The following is a 19,305-nucleotide window of genomic DNA, read 5'->3' as shown; positions in this document are numbered from 1 at the left end:
ATGGCACACTCACCATCTGCTCCTGGAGAACGACGGATCGGTTATGGTGAAACGCAGCTGAGGATAGATCTACTTCCGGTAAATGATCTTCTCTGAAAAAACCTGGATGCGGTTGTTATAGGTGTCGCTGATGTAGACTGTGCCGTCCCCGATAAAAATGCCCTTGGGGATGTTGGAATCTCCGGGCTTGAAGCCTTTCCCGGACCAGAGGCCGAAGAGCATGCCCGATGAATCGAAAATCTCTATGCGGTTATTGTAGCCGTCCGTGACCCAGATCCGCCCCTCACCGTCGAGCGCGATAAACGGCTCGGTATAGTACTCCTCCCAGCCGATGACGGTGAACTGGCCGCGGAACTTGCCGGCGATGTCAAATTTCTGCACGCGTTTGTTGGCGGTGTCGGCGACATACACGATATCTCCCCTCACCTCTTTCTGCCTCTTTTTCTTGTCCGCGGGGATGATGACCCCGTTCTTTTCAATCTTATTCAGCAAGCCGTGGCGATCGAACCAGTTTCATACTCGGAACTGGTCAAACACGCCAGAGGGCTACAGCCTCAGACACGCAAGATCTAGTGCGTAACACAATCATGCATTGATATATCCCAGTCCTTCGATAATCCCGACTAATTCAGAACCAAGCTGTTGTAGATCGTAGAATACCACTGCTTTCTCACGGGCTCGCTTTCCCATCTGCGCTCTTAGTGCGGAATCTCGCGCACGCAACCACATTTTTTCACTGAACTCCCCATTCCCCTCGGCTGGGAATCCACCGTTTTCGACGCTCCTGCTGTACTCCAGACCGTCGTCTATAAAAATAGTGGCGTTGCTCTTGAGATCGAAACTGATGAAATAGATGGTGGCTAGAATAGACAACGAGAAGACATATCGAATGAAGCGCATGACTCATTGCCTCGATGGTAATTCAATAAAAAGGGATGTTTTGTTCCACCAGCCCAAACCCATCCTCAAACACTCCCCGCAATATCTTCATATATGAAACCGATTATAATTCGGACTATATCCCAATTGACGCACTAAAGCATTTTTTATTCGATCAAAGCGCTCCAGGTATGGAGCAAGGTAGTACCCTGTTTTCCCCTTGTACATGATCTCCCACCACTTTCGCACTAGATTATAATCTACCCCCTTGATCAAACCGTGATGCGGGGAAACACTGTAATCATCAAATGACCTGATCTCTTTCAGAAGTCCGTGCTCTTTACAATAATCGTGGATTGCCGTTCCCTGCGTGGGCATCAGGGTGTTGTAATACAACAGGTCCGGTTTCATCCTCTTGATCATCCGGTATGTCGCCTCATAATCGCTCTCTGTTTCGCCGGGGATTCCCACAAGGATGTTGGCAAGAAACGGGATCTTATACTTCTTGCACAATGCGGCGGCCCTGAACGATTGCTCGACGGAAATTCCCTTTTGTAAGAAATCGAGCATCTTCTGCGAGCCGCTCTCAAAGCCAAAAGAGACCATCCGGCACCCCCCAGAGGAAAGGGCGCGGGCAATCTCTTCTGAAAAGGTATCGGACCGTGAATTAATCGTCCAATCAATATCCATATTCCCCTTTTGCATTTTCTCGCAGAATTCCACTAGGAGCTTCTGATTCGCAGGAAAGGTATCATCATAGAAATGAATCGTCTTTATATCGTATCGCTTCTTATAGTTGATTATCTCTGCCATGATGTTGTCCAGTGAACGATAGCGAATTTTGCTCCCGAACATCTTTGTCGAAAGGGGCCAGCAGAAAGTGCATTTGGCCGGGCAACCCCTGCTGCAAATCATCCCAACCGCAGGCGGGCGAAATCCGCGCCACCACGGCCGCGTTGATATGAATTCCATATCATAAAGATCCAGGTCAGGGAAAGCAAGATCGTCAAGGTTTTTAACTCTCTCCCCGTCAATAATTCTCTCCTGAGGTGGCTTCCCATTTTGAATCTGCACAATGAGCTTGGGCAGGCTGATATCGCCCTCTCCGACTATCACATAGTCGAAATGCCCATTTTGCACCATATTCTCGGCACCCTCAGTTGCGTACACGCCACCGCCGATAACCACCCTTCCCATCTCTTTGGCTATCTCGGCACATCTAAAAGAGTAGTCGCGGTTGGGAGTCAATATGCCGATACCGACGATATCCGGATTGAGTTCCGCGACTCTTCTGCGATATTCGCTAAAGCTCGTGAGTAAACGGAGATCCAGAAGACTTACATCGTGCCCCTTCGCTTTCAAACCCGCCCCCAGGTATAGTAGTCCAAGCGGTGTTTGTTTCGAATCCATTTCCATGGCACCACTATAGAAACTGAAGAAACCTATTTGAGTGATCCCTGTGTAAACAAGGGTAATTTTCACGATATGGCACTCCCGGGATGTTGCAATACCATTCTTTGATACCGCACATGGATCTGTTTATTCAGCCACCAATCATCGCATATTTTCGCACAATTAATTTTAAGAAAATATCTATCGCTTTTCGGGAGCGTCTTTGCCTTCCTGCGAAATTCGGCATACTGCTCTGATAACCAGATCTCTCTAAAACTTGATTGCAGGATATTCCCTAATGGACATCTGTCCGCTTTGCAACAGGGGATGACGTCTCCGTTTGCGAGGATACGGCATTCGGCCCAACCCATATAGCAGGGGATGTTATTAATGACATCCGAGTGAAAAATGCCATCGGATGCCTTGCTGTTTCTCAGCTTCTCAATAAATTCTCCAAATTCCAGCAGGTTCTCCTGCCCCCTCTTTATAAGAGGTTGATATACCCGCTTGCATTTATCGAGCGTGGCAATGAGGCCGTCAATCTGCTGCTGATTCATGAGGAGCATCTTGAGATGCTCGCTCTCGACATCGATGGGCTGGAACCATATCTCACTCGCGCCCAGATCCAGTGCGAGTCGCACCATAGTTTCAACATTGTCGACATTCATTTTGCATATGACATTCATAATAACAAGATCTGGTCGCGTGCCTGCCGTCCTGAGTTTATTGAGGGTGCTCAGCAGAGAGAGTATTCGCTTAAATGTGCCAGCCGGCACGCCGGGATGTAGAAGGTTGTATGTTGCCTCATCCGCGGCCCACAGGCTGACCACGAGGCGGGCAACCCCCGCAGATATAATGCGCTGAAGCGTTACTTCCTCTGCGCTCGTGAAATTGCTCACAAGTATGACCTCTATGCCCTTTGATGTTGTTGCCTCCAGTACATCCCACAGCCGCGGATAACAAAGTGGATCGCCGCCACCGCTGTAAATAATTCTTTTTACACGCAGTGCGGCCGCATCATCAATAATCTGTAGCACCTTCTCATAGGGGAGGCTGAAGCCGGGGGCCCAGTGAGGGAGCACCCCTTCTTTGGGCAATAAGGGCGAGCGGTGCCAGCAGCAGAGGCAACGAAGAGTGCAGGCATTTGTCAGATCGATGTGCAACTGTTCCGGCCCACAGTATGCCATTGATCCGCTGGCAATCCCGGCCAGAAGTTGTCTGTTATTATTCCCCATCATCATCTCCCCTCAGGCACAATGCCCTCGGTCTGTAGCATATCCCTCAATCTCTTTCCCAAAGAGGATAAATCATATTTTCCTGTCACTGTATCCCGCGCCCTCTCGCCGAGGCGAATTCGCATATCGCTATCAGTAACGAGCAGCAACATCCTCTCAATAAATTCATCCCTCCCCTCGGCTAGGAATCCATCCTTTCCGTCCGATATGATACGCCGCAGCTCCCCCACCCTGCTGGCGACGGTCGGCAACCCCATGGCCATGTATTCGAATAATTTTGTCGGGCTTTTGCTCTCCACCCAGGGGTTCACCTTCTGTATCAGAGGGAGAAGACCAATGTCAACGCCTGAGAGGAACCGCGGCATCTGTTCGTACGGCAACCAACCTTCCAGCTTTATGTCCAGCCCGCTGTACCTCTCCGCGATAACCTCCCTCACTCTCGGCATGAACTGTCCCCCACCGGCTATCCGCAACGCCACATCCCCGTGCTCGGTCGCCACCTGGCGGAAACAATCTAGCATGAACAGCACATTCTCGAACATAATCTCTCCCCATACCACTCCCGTCCATCCGAAGACGATTTTACCTTCGCCGCCACGCCATATTTCTGGATTGAACATCACCGTGTCCACACCGGTGGGGATAAGAAACACTCTTTTATTGAACCCCGACAGTCGCTCCAGCAGATAATGAGATGACACGACGCACGCGCGTGCTCTTGAGGCTATTATTTTCAGAATAGCCGGGTACTGCGAATGCCCGAAACACAGCGCATTAAGCCACGGGCGCTTGAACATGCACTCGATCCCCTCGTCCCAGTCGTCGCAGTCCAGAACAAAGGGGGTGCCGGTCATTCGCGAAAAAAGGTAGGGGGCCGCAGCGTTGTAATGAATCTTCTGAATGTAGAGCAGACCGGGCCTCTCGGCCACGAGGCGCCGGAATGCCTTTGCGTTCATCGCGAGCTTCGCCCGGTCGCCACGGTCCCACATCTCGAGTTCCGAGAGCCCTCCGCTCAGGTGGTCGCGGAATGATAGGACCGATGTCCGGATGCCGTACTTCCTCAGCTCCGCCGCAAAACCATAGCAGCGCACCCGCACATACGGATAGCTGTAGCCGCTCAGGCCGATGAAGAGCAGTTTCATTATCCATCCAGCTGCAAGTTTCGCTTTTTCTAACCGAAGCCTATTTTTCCAATACGCAGTACCCTATCGCTCCGGGCTTTTTATTCAGAGCAAGGCCGCTATTATATTTTCTGTAAAGCAATAATGCGAGAATCGGCTGAAGCCAGTAAAGATACTCAACAAACCTTTTCCTGTCAAAAAACGCCCTCAGTACAAACATATGATCTCCATAAAATCCGTGTTCAACAAGCTTCAGGCCGGAAGGTTTCACCAGACGCTCCATCATAGTAGCCTCGTTATAAAAGCGGGTATACCCTGGAGAGAATCCATTTTTTAACACCTCGAAATCTATCTGTACGCGCCGCGTTTCATCTTTTTCAATATCCTCTATAATCCTTTTTATGCCCTCGATGCGAAAACCCAAATAGCCCGGAGCCTGATAAATGAGCTCATGCGCATCCCGAGCGGCATCGAATGTGATAAACGCCCTCCCTGCCTTTTTCAAAATACGCGCTACTTCTTTCATGGCCACTTTATCGCCATCGGCCGTTATGTGCTCAATAGTTGATAAAAGTACAATCCTGTCAAAATAGTTGTCGGGATAATTAGTATTCTTTATATCCTGTATATCAATTTTCAATCTGGAAAGGTCACTATCAGCAATTAATTTGTTATTTCTGCATATATCCATCTGGCACAATACATAGTTGTCAATATCCATGCTATACACGGTTGCACCCTTGTAAATAAGGTAACTCGGGAAGATTGATCCCCCACTTCCCACATCCAGCAAAAGCATGCCACGGCAGATTTCAAGCTTTTGAACGCATAGCGCATACTCGACATATCGGACGTAATGAATATTCTTGAGCAATTCTTGCCCATTGGCCATATTAAACTCTATGAGGTCTTTCACTATTTCAAAATTATAGCCAGCGGAACGCAGCAGGGTAGGCACTGAGAAGTATTTTGACAACGTTTTTTGATAGAGCTCACCCAAAAACAAAAAGGTGCGGATTGCGATTAGGGAAAGCGAATAAGTTTTATATTGATACCTCTGCTTAAGCATCGGTTATGTCAATCCTTGGATTATTATAGCCAGGTCTTTTTCTTAAAAACAATAAACGATAGGGAATGTTTGGGGAAAACTATGTTGAACCTGCCGCTGTCGTCCGAGACATGTTCAGCAAAGAATGACTGCTCATAGTAATTTATAGCATTGGGCACCTGTGCAGTATTTCGGGAGTAGAATTGCGGGGCGGTGACCCTTTTTATGACCAGCTCGGCACTATTAAATCCTTGTAGTTTAATAGTTCCTGTCACTTCCTTTGCCAGATGGCGGTTGATCACTATTAGAATAACTTGCTCTCCATCTTCTGTTTTAATAGATAAAGTATCCAAATAGGGGACAGCGCTCCTAGGAGGAAGGATTCCGACAGCTTCTGAATCATAGCAATCAACTTTAGTAGAATGGCTGATCAGCTTATGGCCAGCCAGGCGATTATAGAGCATGTGCACATATGCCTGAGGAGCCATAATCCATATGCCTTCAACATATCTATAAAGGCATGAGTAAATCCCGCTCAGTAAAGAGAACCGGCACGCTAAATCCACGCACTCGTTTTTAATAAAAAGGTTAAGAAGGGATGCCTCTAGAAGAGCACTCGCTAGATACGTGTTGCGTTCCCACTCCACATGGTCGCCAGTGTATCCTTCGATTTTATGAGTCCCATGAACAACGGGGGGAATATCGGTGAACATAGCATTGTACTCAGTCACTGCAAGCCTTATCTTTGCAGCCAGATCTCTTCTAAGATGATGAACATCCTCCATAGTCTGTTTCAGATTATCCTCAACATAATACGGAGCAGCAAGAAGAGCGCTCACAGTGGTTTCTAATTCTGGGAGTTCGTACTTCTCGGTTATGTTCAAAATGGGCACGGTTGCGCTATGAACTGATAAATAGTCTATGTATTCCCCGCATGTCTGCAGGAGAACCCTGTTCCAATCTTCGTGGCTGTATCTTGTAAAAACACCGGTGTCTTTGCACGCCATGAAAATCAGTTTGGAATCTGGCGTAATATTTATTAATCCCTTGGCAAGTTCCAAACTTTTATCAGCGTATTCCTTCGGGCTAAGATAAAAATCCCTGCCGAGATTGTGGTATTCATCATAATAGAGTTCATGCCCGAGTTCCAAATAAGGCAAGCTGACTCCCTTCTCCTTCATATAGCTTACCCAAGAAAGGCCCTCTCTAATTGATCCGCTCCCCACGTTAAGGGTAAGCATCGGTTCTGCTCGCATGCAGCGAAGGAAGCTTATCAACTCATCAGGTCCAAAATACGGGTATCCCTCGGTTTTACTGGTCCCCTCTATCTGATTTTTTCGCGAGCTGCCTACCGCCTGCTCCCAATGAAAATAATCTGCACTCTGCCCTCCTGGATATCTGAAGATGCTAAAATGATACGGCGTGAGAATTTTTAAGAGGAACTGATTGAACCTCTTATTCGCTATGTCGCAAATCTGAGTACCATCAATAGTCCAGTCGAGATTAGTTCCAAAAATACCCTTGGGTATTATTCTCCCATTTTCTTCTGTATTAATAGTTATTTCTGCCTTGTGCTCTTTCTCTTTCCTTGATATCCTGAGCTCGAACGCCTCATATTTGTGCCTGTACCTCTCCCGGTACTTTCTCGCCACCACCTCGGCAGAGTCCACCTCCTCCACCCTGCCATTCTCCAGCCACACCGCGCGGTTGCATATCTCCTCGATCCGCCCGACGTCGTGCGAGACGAAGATGATCGTGCGGTCCTCGTCCTCCGTGAAATCCCTCATGGTCTTGAAGCACTTCTGCTGGAACGCCATGTCGCCGACGGCGAGCAGCTCATCGATCAGGAGGATGTCGAAGGCTACGTTCACCGCAATGGCGAATCCCAGGCGCATGTTCATCCCCGAGGAGTAGGTGCTGAGCTTGGCCTCCATGAACTCGCCGATCCCCGCGTAATCGACTATTGCCCCGAACAGCTCATCCACCTGCCTTCTCTTCATGCCGAGGATCGCGGCGTTGAGATAGATATTTTCTCTCCCCGTGAGCTCCTGCTGGAATCCCGCCCCGAGCGATAGGAGCGCTGATATCTTCCCGTCAATCTGCACCGAGCCAAGGGTGGGTTCCGTGATGCCGGACAGTATGCTGAGCAGCGTTGATTTTCCCGCGCCATTGGGTCCGATGACGCCGATGCATTCCCCCTTTTTGATCTCCAGGTCGATGTCCCGCAGGGACCAGAATTCATGATGTCCCTTTCCGGAAAAGAGAAACGGGAAGAGGCTTCTCACCAAGGCGGGCTTTTCAAAATAGACCCTGTACTTTTTGCTCATCTCCTGGAGCTTGATTGCGGTTTCATTCATCATATGCACACGCGCTATCACTCAGACGAGATCAACGAACTCTCGCTCTTTCCAGATAAACAGCCTGTACCCCACGATAAAAATGATCAGAATGACCGCAGTGGTCGTTCCGATTAGATAGGATGGCGAGATATACGCGCTGTACGGATCGCCGATCTGGAACACGCCGCGGTAGAGGGTGATCAGGGCGGCGACCGGATTCAACATGTAGATGAGAAAGACCGTATTGCTGTACTGTTTCACTATCGCAATCGGATAGAAGACGGGTGATAAATAAAACCATATGAGCAACCCGATCTCGACGAGATAGCGCACGTCCCTGAAATAAACCTGCCCGCACGAGGTGAGGAGCCCCACGCCTGCCGCGAGCATCACGGTGAGGCCCAGCAAGAGCGGCAGGCTGAGGTAGGAGATGGTAATCATCCCCGTCTCCCCCGCCCAGATGCGCTTTACCACCACCCCGATGACTATGAGGAGCAACGCGATCACAAAATTGAAGCAATTCGAGGCGACGATCGAAAACGGAATAATCTCCCTCGGGAAATACACCTTCCGAATAATGTCGCGGCTATCCACAATCGATGTGGTCGCCGATGAGATGCTCATCTGTATGAACGTCCAGGGGAAGAGCGCGCAGATAAGAAAAAGCGGCCCCACGCCCCGATTGAACAAGAACCCGAAGATGAACCAGAACACGAGCATCAACGCGAGCGGCATGAACAGCGACCAGAGGAATCCCAACGCCGCATGTTTATACTGCACCTTGAGATTCTTGACCGCGAGGTTCGCGATCAGCTCGCCGTAATCGGCAAAAACGCGTCTCAACCGCCTGAAAAGTTTCATACATTCTCACCACGGAACCACCGCCGCAGCCTGCCACGCCATCCCATTGCCTCCGGCGGCGCGAGCAGAGCCGGTATCTCCTCCTCATTCGCGATATGCCTCTCGTGCATCTCCCTGCTCGCGTCGTCCGATGCGGATCGGATCAAGCCCATCTGTGCGAGGATATATGATAGCAATGCCGCAAAGCGTATGCTCTCCGGCTCCTCCAGGTCGAGTCTCCGCCTCAATCTGCTCGCTATCCTACCGACGGAGAGGCGTCCGCGGCACATTCTGTAAAATTCTGTAGCGTATGCCCTGAATCGCCCGAGCTCGCGCCGCTGCTCCTCCTCAGTGCGGGAGCGGTTGAAGTCCGACCAGAAGGCTACCTGGATAAGATAATTGAGCAGCCGGTAGTGCGCCTCCTTGAGTCTCCTCTTCAGCTTCAACGGCACATCACTCAGCAGGCTGTGCGGCACAAAATTGATCTGGTGATGATACCGATCCTCCCACCCGCCATTCAGCACCACACCCTTCTGCGGCGCCTGCCGGAAGAGCTCCGTCCCGACGTGCGGGGTGCAGAACTGGCCTATGTAGACAGGGAAGGGTGTCGGCTGAAAATGCTTCGCCGGGGGAAGGCCTGCAAGCATTGTATCAATAAATCGCGCCTGTTTCCAGTACCCGTAGATGGTCTCGCCCGGATTGAACGCCATGTAGGTGAACATCGGGTACATACCGTTTTTCTTGTGCAGGGCGGCCACCTCAATGATCTGCCCGAGGTCCTCGTTCTTGCCGATCTCAGCGAATGTCTCCGGGTTGGCGCTCTCGATGCCGATCTCAAGGCCGATGCAGCCCGACCGCTTGAGCAGCGGCATCAAATCGGCGTTTTTCACCACATGAGAGGGCCGCGTGAGCCCAGTCCATCGCACCGCCATGCCGCGTCTGGATATTCCCTCGCACAGTCCCTCGATATATGAGCGCTCCAGCATAAGGTTGTCGTCCCAGAAGTGAATCTGGGCAATGTGGTAGCGCCTGATAATCTCCTCTATCTCATCGAGCACATTCGCCGGGCTCCGCCAGCGGAGCCGCCTCTTCCACATGAACGGCGAGGCGCAGTAGATGCAGTTATACGGGCAGCCCCTGGAACCTATGACCGGGACGCGTTTGCCCCCCGTGACGTGCATGGGGGTGTCGTAGAGATCCATCTCCAGCATCTCCCATGCGGGGAACGGCAGGGAATCGAGGTCATCGATAAAATCGCGTGGCGGATTGATGACTGTAATCTCGCCGTTCTTCCACGCGCATCCCCTGATCTCGGCCGGGCTTTCCCCTCCCTCGATCGCTGCCACAAACTCGGCGAAAGTGATCTCCCCCTCGTGCAGGACGACGCAATCCGCAAAGCGCAATGACTCCTCCGGCATGACGCTTGCGTGAGCCCCACCATGCACGATGGTAATGGAGGTCCACTTTTTCTTCACGCGCGAGCAGAGCTCATAGGCAAAGGGCGCCTGGAGGGTCCAGTAGCCGATCCCGAGGATGGTGTGCGCCCCCTTCTCGACCAGGGCGCCGATCCTATCCACGGCGGCGTCACACGAGAGGTCGAGCGCGTGCGCATCAACGATGCTTATGGCAACGTGCGGTCTAGCCTGTTTGAGATAGGATGCCAGGTAAGCAAGGCCAAGGGGTAACACCCGTTTATGCCTCTCGTTGGCAGGGAATGGAGGATGGATGAGGATAACTCGAGTGCTCATCATCAGGTGTGCGACCGTCTTTTGCCTCCCCGCACGCGGATGAGGTGCGGTTCAGAAGTCAGTGTAACCGGTGTGAGGCATGCCGATTGATCTACTTTCTGAAGACCTTTTTCGCGTCGAAGACCTGGAGGCGGTGGTTGTAGGTGTCGCTGATGTAGACCTTGCCGTCCCCGATAAAAATGCCCTTGGGGATGTTGAAATCTCCCGGCCTGAAGCCTTTCCCGGACCAGAGGCCGAGGAGCGTGCCCGATGAATCGAAAATCTCTATGCGGTTATTGTAGCCGTCCGTGACCCAGATCCGCCCCGCACCGTCGAGCGCGATAAACGGCTCGGTGTAGTACTCCTCCCAGCCGAGGACGGCGAACTGGCCGAGGAACTTGCCGGCGATGTCAAATTTCTGCACGCGTTTGTTGGCGGTGTCGGCGACATACACGATATCTCCCCTCACCTCTTTCTGTTTCTTCTTCGTGTCCGCGGGGATGATGACCCCGTTCTTTTCAATGACAATCCCCACAGGCTCGCTGAACTCTCCCGGCGCCTCTCCCTGCCTGCACTCCGCATCCCCCCAGACGAGGATGGGCTTCCCGTCCTTCGTGAACTTCTGGATGCGGTGCTTCCCGGTATCCACGACGTAGAGGTCCCCCTTGCTGTCAAAGGCCATCCCCTTCGGCGCCCAGAAGCCGCCTGACCCTCCCTGCCACTGCGTGAGGAACTTGCCCTCCCTGTCGAACTTCTGTATCCTGTGATTCCACGTATCGGCGACGAACACATTCCCCGAATCGTCCACGGCAATCCCCATCGGCTCCTTGAACTCAGCGGGCCCGCTCCCCTGCTTTCCTACTGCGAGGAGGGGTTTCCCGTCTTTGCCGAACTTTTGCCAGCGGTGATTCTTGGTGTCCACAACATAGAGCGCGCCCTCCGCATCCACCCAGAGGCACCTCGGCTCGTCGAACCGGCCCTTCGCCGATCCCCGCTCGCCAAAATACAGCAGCGGCGGAACGGTGTTGATGATTTCGTACTTCGGCGGAATCCGGGGGCTCGGGCGCGCCGCGCCCTCCTCCGTCTTCACCTCCTTGGCCTCGCCCAGCTTCTCTCCGAGGAGATCCTTGCGCACGCAGAATGCGACGTCCTGTGAGCCCGTCGCGGTGAATTCACCGTCTGGGGATTTCCGTTTGAAAGGATTCCACAGCTCGCGCCAGAAGTAATATCTCAGCCACGCGCGGACGGGATCCTTGAGGCTGCTCACCGGATCAGGAACCCACCATTCCCTGAGCTTCAGCCTCTCGATCCTGTAGTTCGGATCGAGGACTGAGCTGAAATCCCTGCGCTTCTCCCAGTCAACGACGACGACCGCCTTGCTCGCATTGGCAAGCGTCCCCGGCTGGAACCACTCCTTGTAGTCCCTCAGATACCAGGTATAGGGCCACGTCGAATCGCCCTGGATACCGAGGGGGAACTTGAGGCCCTTGCCAGAACTCTCCGCGAAATCGGCGATCGTCTTGAGCGATTTTTTGATATCAACGGAGGTTTGTGTGTAGACCATGGTCTCGACCGGGTTGGCCTCGTTGATGAAACACAGGCGGAGAGATGCCTGGAGAAAAAGCAGGAGCCCTACCGCCAGCAGGACTGAATATGCCCTGGTCATTCGCCTGAACCGCTCCGACTGGATAAACTCACCAAGAAAGAGGCTCGCCCACAGAATAACCGGAATGAGGATGTGCATCAGCAGCCATGGGACCTTCTCACCCGCGTAGGAATACAACAGGATACTTATCCAGCTCCAGTACGCGAGGAATGCGGGGAAACGCCGCCCGTCCTTCAGGTAATGACAGGTGGCGGTGAGGCCTATCGCAAAGACGTAGAGCGCGAACACGATGTGCATCGAGCTCGTCATGTGGAGTCTCGTATCCCAGGGATCGCTGGAGAGCGTCTGGTGCCAGAACAACATCAACGGGATGGCGAGCGCCGAGCCGACGATGAGAATGAGCCTGGACACACGCCTCTCCTTGAGGAGGGCAATGATGCCCGAAGCGATGATCACGAGGAGCGGCAGCTCATAGACAATGGCGATGGGGCAAAAGTGTGTGAACGCCCCCTTGATGCGCTGGATTTTATCCTGGTGGATCCAATAGCCGAGCGATTTGCGGTAGAGGCCGTCGATGAAACCCGGTGAATTGGAAAAAAAGGAGGTGAAAAAAATGTAGAATATGCCGAAGAAGATTCCAATGAAGATAAGGCCGTCTATCAGGCTGATCCCATGAGCCCCCGGAGGGAGAAATTCAGTACGAACCGGGGCAGAAGCGGCGCGCATAAAAAATTTCTCGAAAAGGAGCATGCCTACAATAAAGCTCGCGAAAATAAAGAGAAACATGTACGAGTTCTCTTTCACGCAGAACATGAACGCAAGGGCGGCCGCGGTACCGAACAGGTATCCCCGCCTGCGCGTATCGCTATAGTTCATGAACAGCGCGACGGTGAGGAATGCCCAGAATGCAACGAAGATATCCTCCCTGAAAAAGCGAGAAAAATACATAAAGGTGGGGGAAACGGCGAAAAGGGTTGCCGCAACGAGGCTCCCGATCTTCCCGAGCTGTCTCCGGAGCAGCATGGTGCAGCAGACGAGCGCCAGGCCGAAGAGGGCAGATGATGAGCGCGCGATGAAATCTCCCGGCCCGAAGAGCGTGAAGAGCGCGGCGTCGAGGTAAAACATGAACGGGCCGTGCATCATCGGATCGTACTTGTACCCCCGCCCCTCGTAGAGGTACCAGGAATAGGTCGCGTAGAGACTCTCGTCGTGGTGGTACGGCTTGTTGCCCAGACCAGAGAATCGGGTGACGACGGTGAAGATGATGATGGCCGCGAAGATGATCTTGTACCAGTCGAGACGGATCATCACGTATCCCTTGGCGGGCTCGACCGAAAGCTCAACCGGCTTTTTCTGATTCATCTAGGTGAAAAACCCAGCTCCTATTATCTTGGGAGATACTGGACAAAAGCAAACAACGTGATTTATGCGAAAAATAAGGCCGTTTGTGGCGAATTGTGTTCGTTCTGACTGGTATAAGCATCACAAAATTCCGTCATGAGCCAATAATACTAAAAACCCCGTCCCCGTAGAAGCGGAAAATGCGGCGCAGGGAAACGGGTCAGTCTCGGGGATATTTTGAGTGTCTTTAATGTTCTACCACAGATACACACAGATAGACACGGATAAACACAGATACAGGATATGATTTTGGTGAACATATCCAATTGCACTAAAGCGAGTTACTGAATGCAAAGTAAAATATGTTCGCAAAAAGACAATATCCTTAACGTTAGTAATACTGAGCATGTTGAGATAGTTTCCAATTCAGCGTCTTCAGTAGTAAAAAGAGACTGTGTTACTTCTCTTTCCTCCCCACCGCCAGCAGCGAGAGGCCGAACGGGATGCGCAGATGGTCTTCCAGCTTGAGGAGAGGCATCAGGAGGTCGAAGAGCTTCATCTGGTTCTTGGGAAGCATCTTTCTTCTCAAAATCTTTCCGTTTATAAACCATCCCACCGCGCCCAGCATGTTAAAAAAGCGCACGAGATCGAGCGCGAAACCGGCATCCTGAATCTTACGGGCAAGCTCGCCGCGCGAGTAGCGCCGGTAGTGGTCAAGCCCGGCGTCCATTTTGCTGTAAAGCATTTTGCACGCAGGGGCAAGGAGTATGAGGCGACCTCCCGGCTCGAGGATTTCATAGAAACACCTGAGCGCGCGCGCGTCATCCTCAATATGCTCGATCACATTCAAACAGAGCACGGTATCAAGTCTCTCTCCGCGGAATCGATCAGCGTCACATTGATTCAGGTCGAACGTGACAATCCTCAGCCTGTCGCTCTCCACAAGCCGCTTGCGCAGCGTATTGAGGTGATCTTCGGACACATCAGAGGCGATGACACACTCCCTGTCGAGAAGCCTGCGAGTAATATTTCCTATGCCGGCCCCTGCCTCGAGGATGCGCTCCCCCATGAATGGTCTGATCCGCTCGTAGATCCGGTCGTTGTATCTCCTGACCGCTTCCATTCTCAGGAGCGTTTCTTTCCCGATGTCAACCGGTTCAAACCTGCATCGCACGAGCCAGTAGATCGCGATAAAGCCGTCTTTCCAGGTGATCTTCTTGCCCTCGGTGTACGATCGGCCATCGTAAGAAATGGGCACCTCATACACCTTATATCCCCGCTTCATCACCTGGGCGGTAAATTCGGGCTCAAAACCAAAGCTATTCGAACGAAGCCTGATGTGCGCGAGGATCTCGGCACGGAAGGCCTTGTAGCAGGTCTCCATATCGGAAAAAATGCAGTTATAGAGGATATTGGTGATCAGATTGAGGATCTTGTTCCCGAGGTAGTGCGTGAACATGAACACACGGTGGGTCCCCAGGAACCGAGAGCCATAGACCACGTCCGCCCTGCCCCTCACAATCGGCTCGATCAGCTTCGGGTACTCCTCAGGATAGTACTCCAGATCGGCATCCTGAATGACCACGATATCACCGGTCACATACCTGAAACCTTCGCGCAGCGCTGCGCCTTTCCCCTGGTTGCGCTCCTGGTAAATCACCCTGAGAATTTTATCCCTCGATGCGATACGCTCGAGTTCTTTGCGGGTGCCATCCGTCGAGCAGTCGTCAACGACGATAATCTCCTTCTCGAGTGGAACAGCCTCGACTCTCTGGATGATTGCGGCGATGGTGTTGATCTCGTTATAGACCGGTATGACAACAGATATCTTCACAAAGTTCCGCCTTCTCTTCAGGGCCACCATAATCAAAATCTGCGCCCAGACGCGAATAAGAGGATGGATAAAAGCTTATAAAACGTATTCCCGGCAAAATATTCACGCGCTCCACTGTATGCCAATTTCATGTGCGCGGTCGGCGTAGTCCTTAATTTGTTTTACCGTGTAGCCATACATGTCATTGCGGTCACCATAATATTTCTCATACCAGATAATGGCCTTCTCCAGCGCCTCGTATATGTGATAAACCGGTCTCCATCCCAACTTAAAATGCGCCTTGCTTATATCAAGCTTCAACAGCTTCGCTTCATGCAACCGGGCATCTCGCCTGATCCTGTAGCTGCCCCTCCCCCACAATTCGATTATCTTTTTCACCGTATCCCCAACGGTAAGGTTATCCTCATCATCCGGACCGAAATTCCATGCGTCACTGTAACATATGTCGCCTCCCCACATTAAAGCCCCGAGCCATAAATATCCTGATAAAGGTTCTAACACATGCTGCCAGGGTCTCACGGCCCCAGGGTTCCTTAGAATAATCGTCCGGTTCTTCGCCAGGGCCCTTATACAATCAGGAACCAGCCTATCCTCCGCCCAGTCTCCCCCCCCTATCACATTACCGGCCCTCACAGAGGCCACGGCCACATTATGCGTTCTGCCATAGTCCTTCTGGTTGAAAAAAGAATTCCTGTATGCCGTGGTAACGAATTCAGCGCAGCCCTTGCTTGAACTGTAGGGATCGTATCCTCCCATGTGGTCGATTTCCCTGTATCCAAACAGCCACTCCCTGTTCTCATAGCACTTATCACTGGTGATATTCACCACCACCCTCACGCCCTTCGCCCGCCTCACCGCCTCAAACAGATTTACCGCACCCATCACATTGGTTTCATACGTTAATTTCGGCTCCCGATACGAGACACGGACCAGGGATTGAGCAGCCATGTGAAATACGATATCCGGCCTGTAGTGTCCGACGACATGCCTCAATGCCTTTTCATCCCTCACATCGCCGGTAACATGCGCGATTCTATCTTTTAATTTCAAAACCTCAAATAGGCTCGGTTTTGTAGGGGGGGGCAAGGCGAATCCGATTACGTTCGCCCCCAGCTGTTGCAGCCATAAGCTGAGCCACGCACCTTTAAAACCGGTGTGACCGGTCACCAAAACCTTTTTGCCTTTATAAAATCCAATGAAACTATTATCCATAGTTGTGGTCTCTTTCCCGCGTCACTTGTCCCACACCTTCCATTCAGCCTTCCCCGATGCCCATAAATTTTCCAGCTCCCTTTTTTCCCGCAACGTATCCATCGGCATCCAAAAGTCGCTGTGCCTGAATGCCACAAGCTGGCCGTCCCTGGCCAGACTGCTCAAGGGTTCTCTTTCCCAAAGAGTCTGGTCATCTTTTATGTAGGAAAATATCTGTGGCTCCAGAACGAAAAATCCACCGTTTATCCACGCCCCATCGCCCCTCGGTTTTTCTTGAAACGACACTACCATATCGCCCTTATCCATGTTCAACGCCCCGAATCTTCCCGAGGGTTGGACCGCAGTAACGGTAGCGTATTTCGCGTGCTTTTTATGAAACGCCAGTAGCTCCTTTATATCTATCTTCGCCACTCCGTCTCCATACGTGAGCATGAAGGTATCAGCGCCCACATATTCCTTCACCCTGCGTATCCTTCCCGCAGTCATTGTCTCCACACCGGTATCAACAAGCGTCACCATCCACGGTTCCGCCTTCGAGCTGTGAACCTTTGTTGCATTTTCAGACAGGTCTATGGTGACATCCGATAGGTGCAGAAAGTAATTGGCAAAATATTCTTTTATGATATACCCCTTATACCCCAGGCAAATTACGAAATCATTAAAACCGTAATGTGAATATATCTTCATTATATGCCAGAGTATAGGCCTGCCACCTATTTCGATCATGGGTTTCGGTTTTACATCGGTTTCTTCGCTCAACCTGGATCCAATCCCACCCGCGAGAATAACCACTTTCATTTTCTCACCTGTTGTCTATTCCTGCAGATCTGCGCATCTCGTGGAGAACACCCAATGCCTTCTGCTCAATAAAGTTACGCAGCCTGTTCTTTTCTTACCAGATGTTTAACAAGTATACTGTAATCATGAGCATATTTTGAACATAAATCGTAATAAAAAAGTAACCGCTCAGTGAAGCACTGATGAATCCCCCCTAACCCTAATACTGCTCATTTAAGCATTGCTTTCTAACGTTATTTGTGTTCATCTCTTGCCTGGAATGGAAAGGAGGCGAGAGATGGCGAGAACTATAGCAGAATTGCCGAAAGGGGCGCGGATTACGGACTACATCAGCTTGGGGGTGCTCGCGAAGCAATTCCCGGCGGATGAGGTCCACAGCGTACTGGCCGAGACGGGCAAGGCGAGCAGGCGGCAACGAGACCTGCCGGCGCATGTGGTGATTTACTACGTGATTGCGCTGGCTTTGTACATGCAGGTTTCTTGTCGAGAGGTTCTGCGATGCCTGCTCGAAGGGGTGCGCTGGCTGGCGGAGCCCGACGAACGGATCAAGGTCACCGGCAGAGCCGGCATCTCCCAGGCGCGAGCGCGATTGGGGAGTGAACCGGTGAAAAGACTTCACGACCGGGTCGTGCGGCCGATCGCGGAGCGAGGAACGAAGAGGCAGACCAAGGGGGCGTGGTACCGGAAGTGGCGGGTAGTTTCTCTTGACGGCAGCACCTTGGATGTGGCCGACACGCACGAGAACGCCGAGGCCTTTGGCCAGCCGGGTGCCAGTCGTGGCCAAAGCGCCTATCCGCAGATTCGCTTCGTCTCGTTGGTGGAGAATGGAACGCACATTTTGTTTGGCTCTCAGATGGGGGGATGCCATATGGGGGAGACCACGCTTAGCGAAGAGTCGTTGACTTACCTTCGACCTGGTATGCTGGAGCTGGCCGACCGGAACTTCTTCAGCTACGAGGGGTGGAAGAAGGCCCGCGCCACCGGTGCCGATCTGGTTTGGCGTGTGAAAAAAAGCATGATCCTGCCATGTCTGAAACGCCTTGAGGACGGCTCCTATCTGAGCAAGGTGTATCCCTCGACAAAAGCGCGTCGTCATGACACGGACGGATTGTTTGTTCGGGTCATCGAGTACACGTTGCCGGACACACCGGAGGCTGAGCTTCTCTATCGGCTGATCACCACCATCCTCGATCCCGCCGACGCCCCGGCAAATGAACTGGCTGCCCTGTATCATGATCGATGGGAAATCGAGAACGCCCTCGATGAATTCAAGACGCACTTGCGCGGCAGACAAATCGTTCTGCGCAGTAAGCAACCAGATCTGGTGCGTCAAGAGTTCTATGGATTGATGATGGCCCATTTTGCCGTCCGTGGTCTGATGCATGAAGCTGCGTTGAAAGCCGACGAGGATCCAGACCGGCTCTCGTACGTGCATGCCATCAGAGTGATTCGTCGTAAACTCCCTCGGTTCGCCGCACTTCCCCCCTCGGGACAGAAAATCGTTTCATGAAAATGTGCTCGACGAGATACTGGAAGAGCGGGTGCCCCCGAGGGCGGGACGGCGCAATCCTCGCGCCATCAAACGTAAAGTCAGCAACTGGCCCACTCGGTTACGCCAACTCCGCCCCCAGATTTTCAAAGGTATCAAATACACCGTAGAGATCCTTAAATAAGCAGTATTACCCCTAACCCCCTTTTTCAAAGGGGGGAATAGGGGGATTGAAGTCGCCCTAGTGCTTCACTGGGAAGCTGTGAAAAAATCAGCATTAAGGTTGTCATTGCGAGTCCCGCTTAGCAGCCATTTTGGGGGGCTATTAAATTGGTCGCCCAGCTCCTGCCCCCCGCCACCTTCTCCAAGTTTAACACAATTCCGGGAATTAAGATCGTCTAATATGTCCAATAGATTATGGCGGTTATCCGCCCTTAGCTCTTC

At 52.0% G+C, this 19,305-nt stretch carries 15 protein-coding genes; 1 reads left to right on the top strand and 14 read right to left on the bottom strand.

What is annotated here, in order from left to right; translation table 11 throughout:
* Positions 1 to 69: 69 nt before the first annotated feature.
* The 13 genes from NTX71_10925 to rfbF form a co-directional block, all read right to left on the bottom strand.
* A complete protein-coding gene (locus NTX71_10925) occupies positions 70 to 492 on the bottom strand; it encodes an NHL repeat-containing protein (GenBank protein MCX6340409.1) in 423 nt (140 codons plus the stop codon).
* A 93-nt stretch (positions 493 to 585) separates the two neighbouring features.
* Entirely contained in the window at positions 586 to 900 is a 315-nt protein-coding gene (locus NTX71_10920; GenBank protein ID MCX6340408.1) for a hypothetical protein, read from the bottom strand.
* Positions 901 to 987: 87 nt separating this feature from the next.
* Positions 988 to 2,289, bottom strand: a complete 1,302-nt coding sequence (locus NTX71_10915) for a radical SAM protein (protein MCX6340407.1) — start codon at positions 2,287 to 2,289, stop codon at positions 988 to 990.
* Between the two features lie 68 nt (positions 2,290 to 2,357).
* Positions 2,358 to 3,506: a radical SAM protein gene (locus NTX71_10910; protein ID MCX6340406.1), complete on the bottom strand. Its 1,149-nt coding sequence runs from the start codon at positions 3,504 to 3,506 to the stop codon at positions 2,358 to 2,360.
* Positions 3,507 to 3,508: 2 nt separating this feature from the next.
* Positions 3,509 to 4,648 carry a glycosyltransferase family 4 protein gene (locus NTX71_10905; GenBank protein MCX6340405.1) on the bottom strand — a complete coding sequence of 380 codons (1,140 nt, stop codon included), beginning with the start codon at positions 4,646 to 4,648 and terminating at the stop codon, positions 3,509 to 3,511.
* 40 nt (positions 4,649 to 4,688) lie between these two features.
* On the bottom strand, positions 4,689 to 5,696 hold the full coding sequence (locus tag NTX71_10900) for a class I SAM-dependent methyltransferase (GenBank protein ID MCX6340404.1): 1,008 nt from the start codon (positions 5,694 to 5,696) through the stop codon (positions 4,689 to 4,691).
* Positions 5,697 to 5,719: 23 nt separating this feature from the next.
* On the bottom strand, positions 5,720 to 8,035 hold the full coding sequence (locus tag NTX71_10895) for an ATP-binding cassette domain-containing protein (protein ID MCX6340403.1): 2,316 nt from the start codon (positions 8,033 to 8,035) through the stop codon (positions 5,720 to 5,722).
* A gap of 18 nt (positions 8,036 to 8,053) precedes the next feature.
* Positions 8,054 to 8,875: an ABC transporter permease gene (locus tag NTX71_10890; protein ID MCX6340402.1), complete on the bottom strand. Its 822-nt coding sequence runs from the start codon at positions 8,873 to 8,875 to the stop codon at positions 8,054 to 8,056.
* Entirely contained in the window at positions 8,872 to 10,605 is a 1,734-nt protein-coding gene (locus tag NTX71_10885; protein MCX6340401.1) for a radical SAM protein, read from the bottom strand. Before NTX71_10885 ends, NTX71_10890 begins: the two co-directional genes overlap by 4 nt.
* A gap of 88 nt (positions 10,606 to 10,693) precedes the next feature.
* Positions 10,694 to 13,549 carry a TIGR03663 family protein gene (locus NTX71_10880; protein ID MCX6340400.1) on the bottom strand — a complete coding sequence of 952 codons (2,856 nt, stop codon included), beginning with the start codon at positions 13,547 to 13,549 and terminating at the stop codon, positions 10,694 to 10,696.
* Between the two features lie 436 nt (positions 13,550 to 13,985).
* Positions 13,986 to 15,362 carry a glycosyltransferase gene (locus tag NTX71_10875; protein ID MCX6340399.1) on the bottom strand — a complete coding sequence of 459 codons (1,377 nt, stop codon included), beginning with the start codon at positions 15,360 to 15,362 and terminating at the stop codon, positions 13,986 to 13,988.
* Between the two features lie 102 nt (positions 15,363 to 15,464).
* The gene (gene rfbG / locus NTX71_10870; protein MCX6340398.1) at positions 15,465 to 16,574 is read right to left on the bottom strand and encodes a CDP-glucose 4,6-dehydratase; all 1,110 of its coding nucleotides are present in this window, start codon (positions 16,572 to 16,574) and stop codon (positions 15,465 to 15,467) included.
* 21 nt (positions 16,575 to 16,595) lie between these two features.
* Positions 16,596 to 17,372: a glucose-1-phosphate cytidylyltransferase gene (gene rfbF / locus NTX71_10865; GenBank protein MCX6340397.1), complete on the bottom strand. Its 777-nt coding sequence runs from the start codon at positions 17,370 to 17,372 to the stop codon at positions 16,596 to 16,598.
* A gap of 277 nt (positions 17,373 to 17,649) precedes the next feature.
* Here rfbF and NTX71_10860 point away from each other — a divergent pair, with 277 nt between their 5' ends.
* Positions 17,650 to 18,882, top strand: coding sequence for an IS4 family transposase (locus NTX71_10860; protein ID MCX6340396.1), 1,233 nt, complete (start codon positions 17,650 to 17,652; stop codon positions 18,880 to 18,882).
* Positions 18,883 to 19,110: 228 nt separating this feature from the next.
* Here the strand turns inward: NTX71_10860 and NTX71_10855 are convergent.
* A partial coding sequence (locus tag NTX71_10855; GenBank protein ID MCX6340395.1) for a hypothetical protein occupies positions 19,111 to 19,305 on the bottom strand: 195 nt, incomplete at its 5' end.

This window comes from Candidatus Auribacterota bacterium, from assembly GCA_026392035.1.
Lineage (GTDB): Bacteria > Auribacterota > Tritonobacteria > UBA1439 > UBA1439 > JAPLCX01.
The sequence above is the reverse complement of the archived record's forward strand: the minus strand, read 5'-3'. Positions and strand labels throughout refer to the sequence as shown.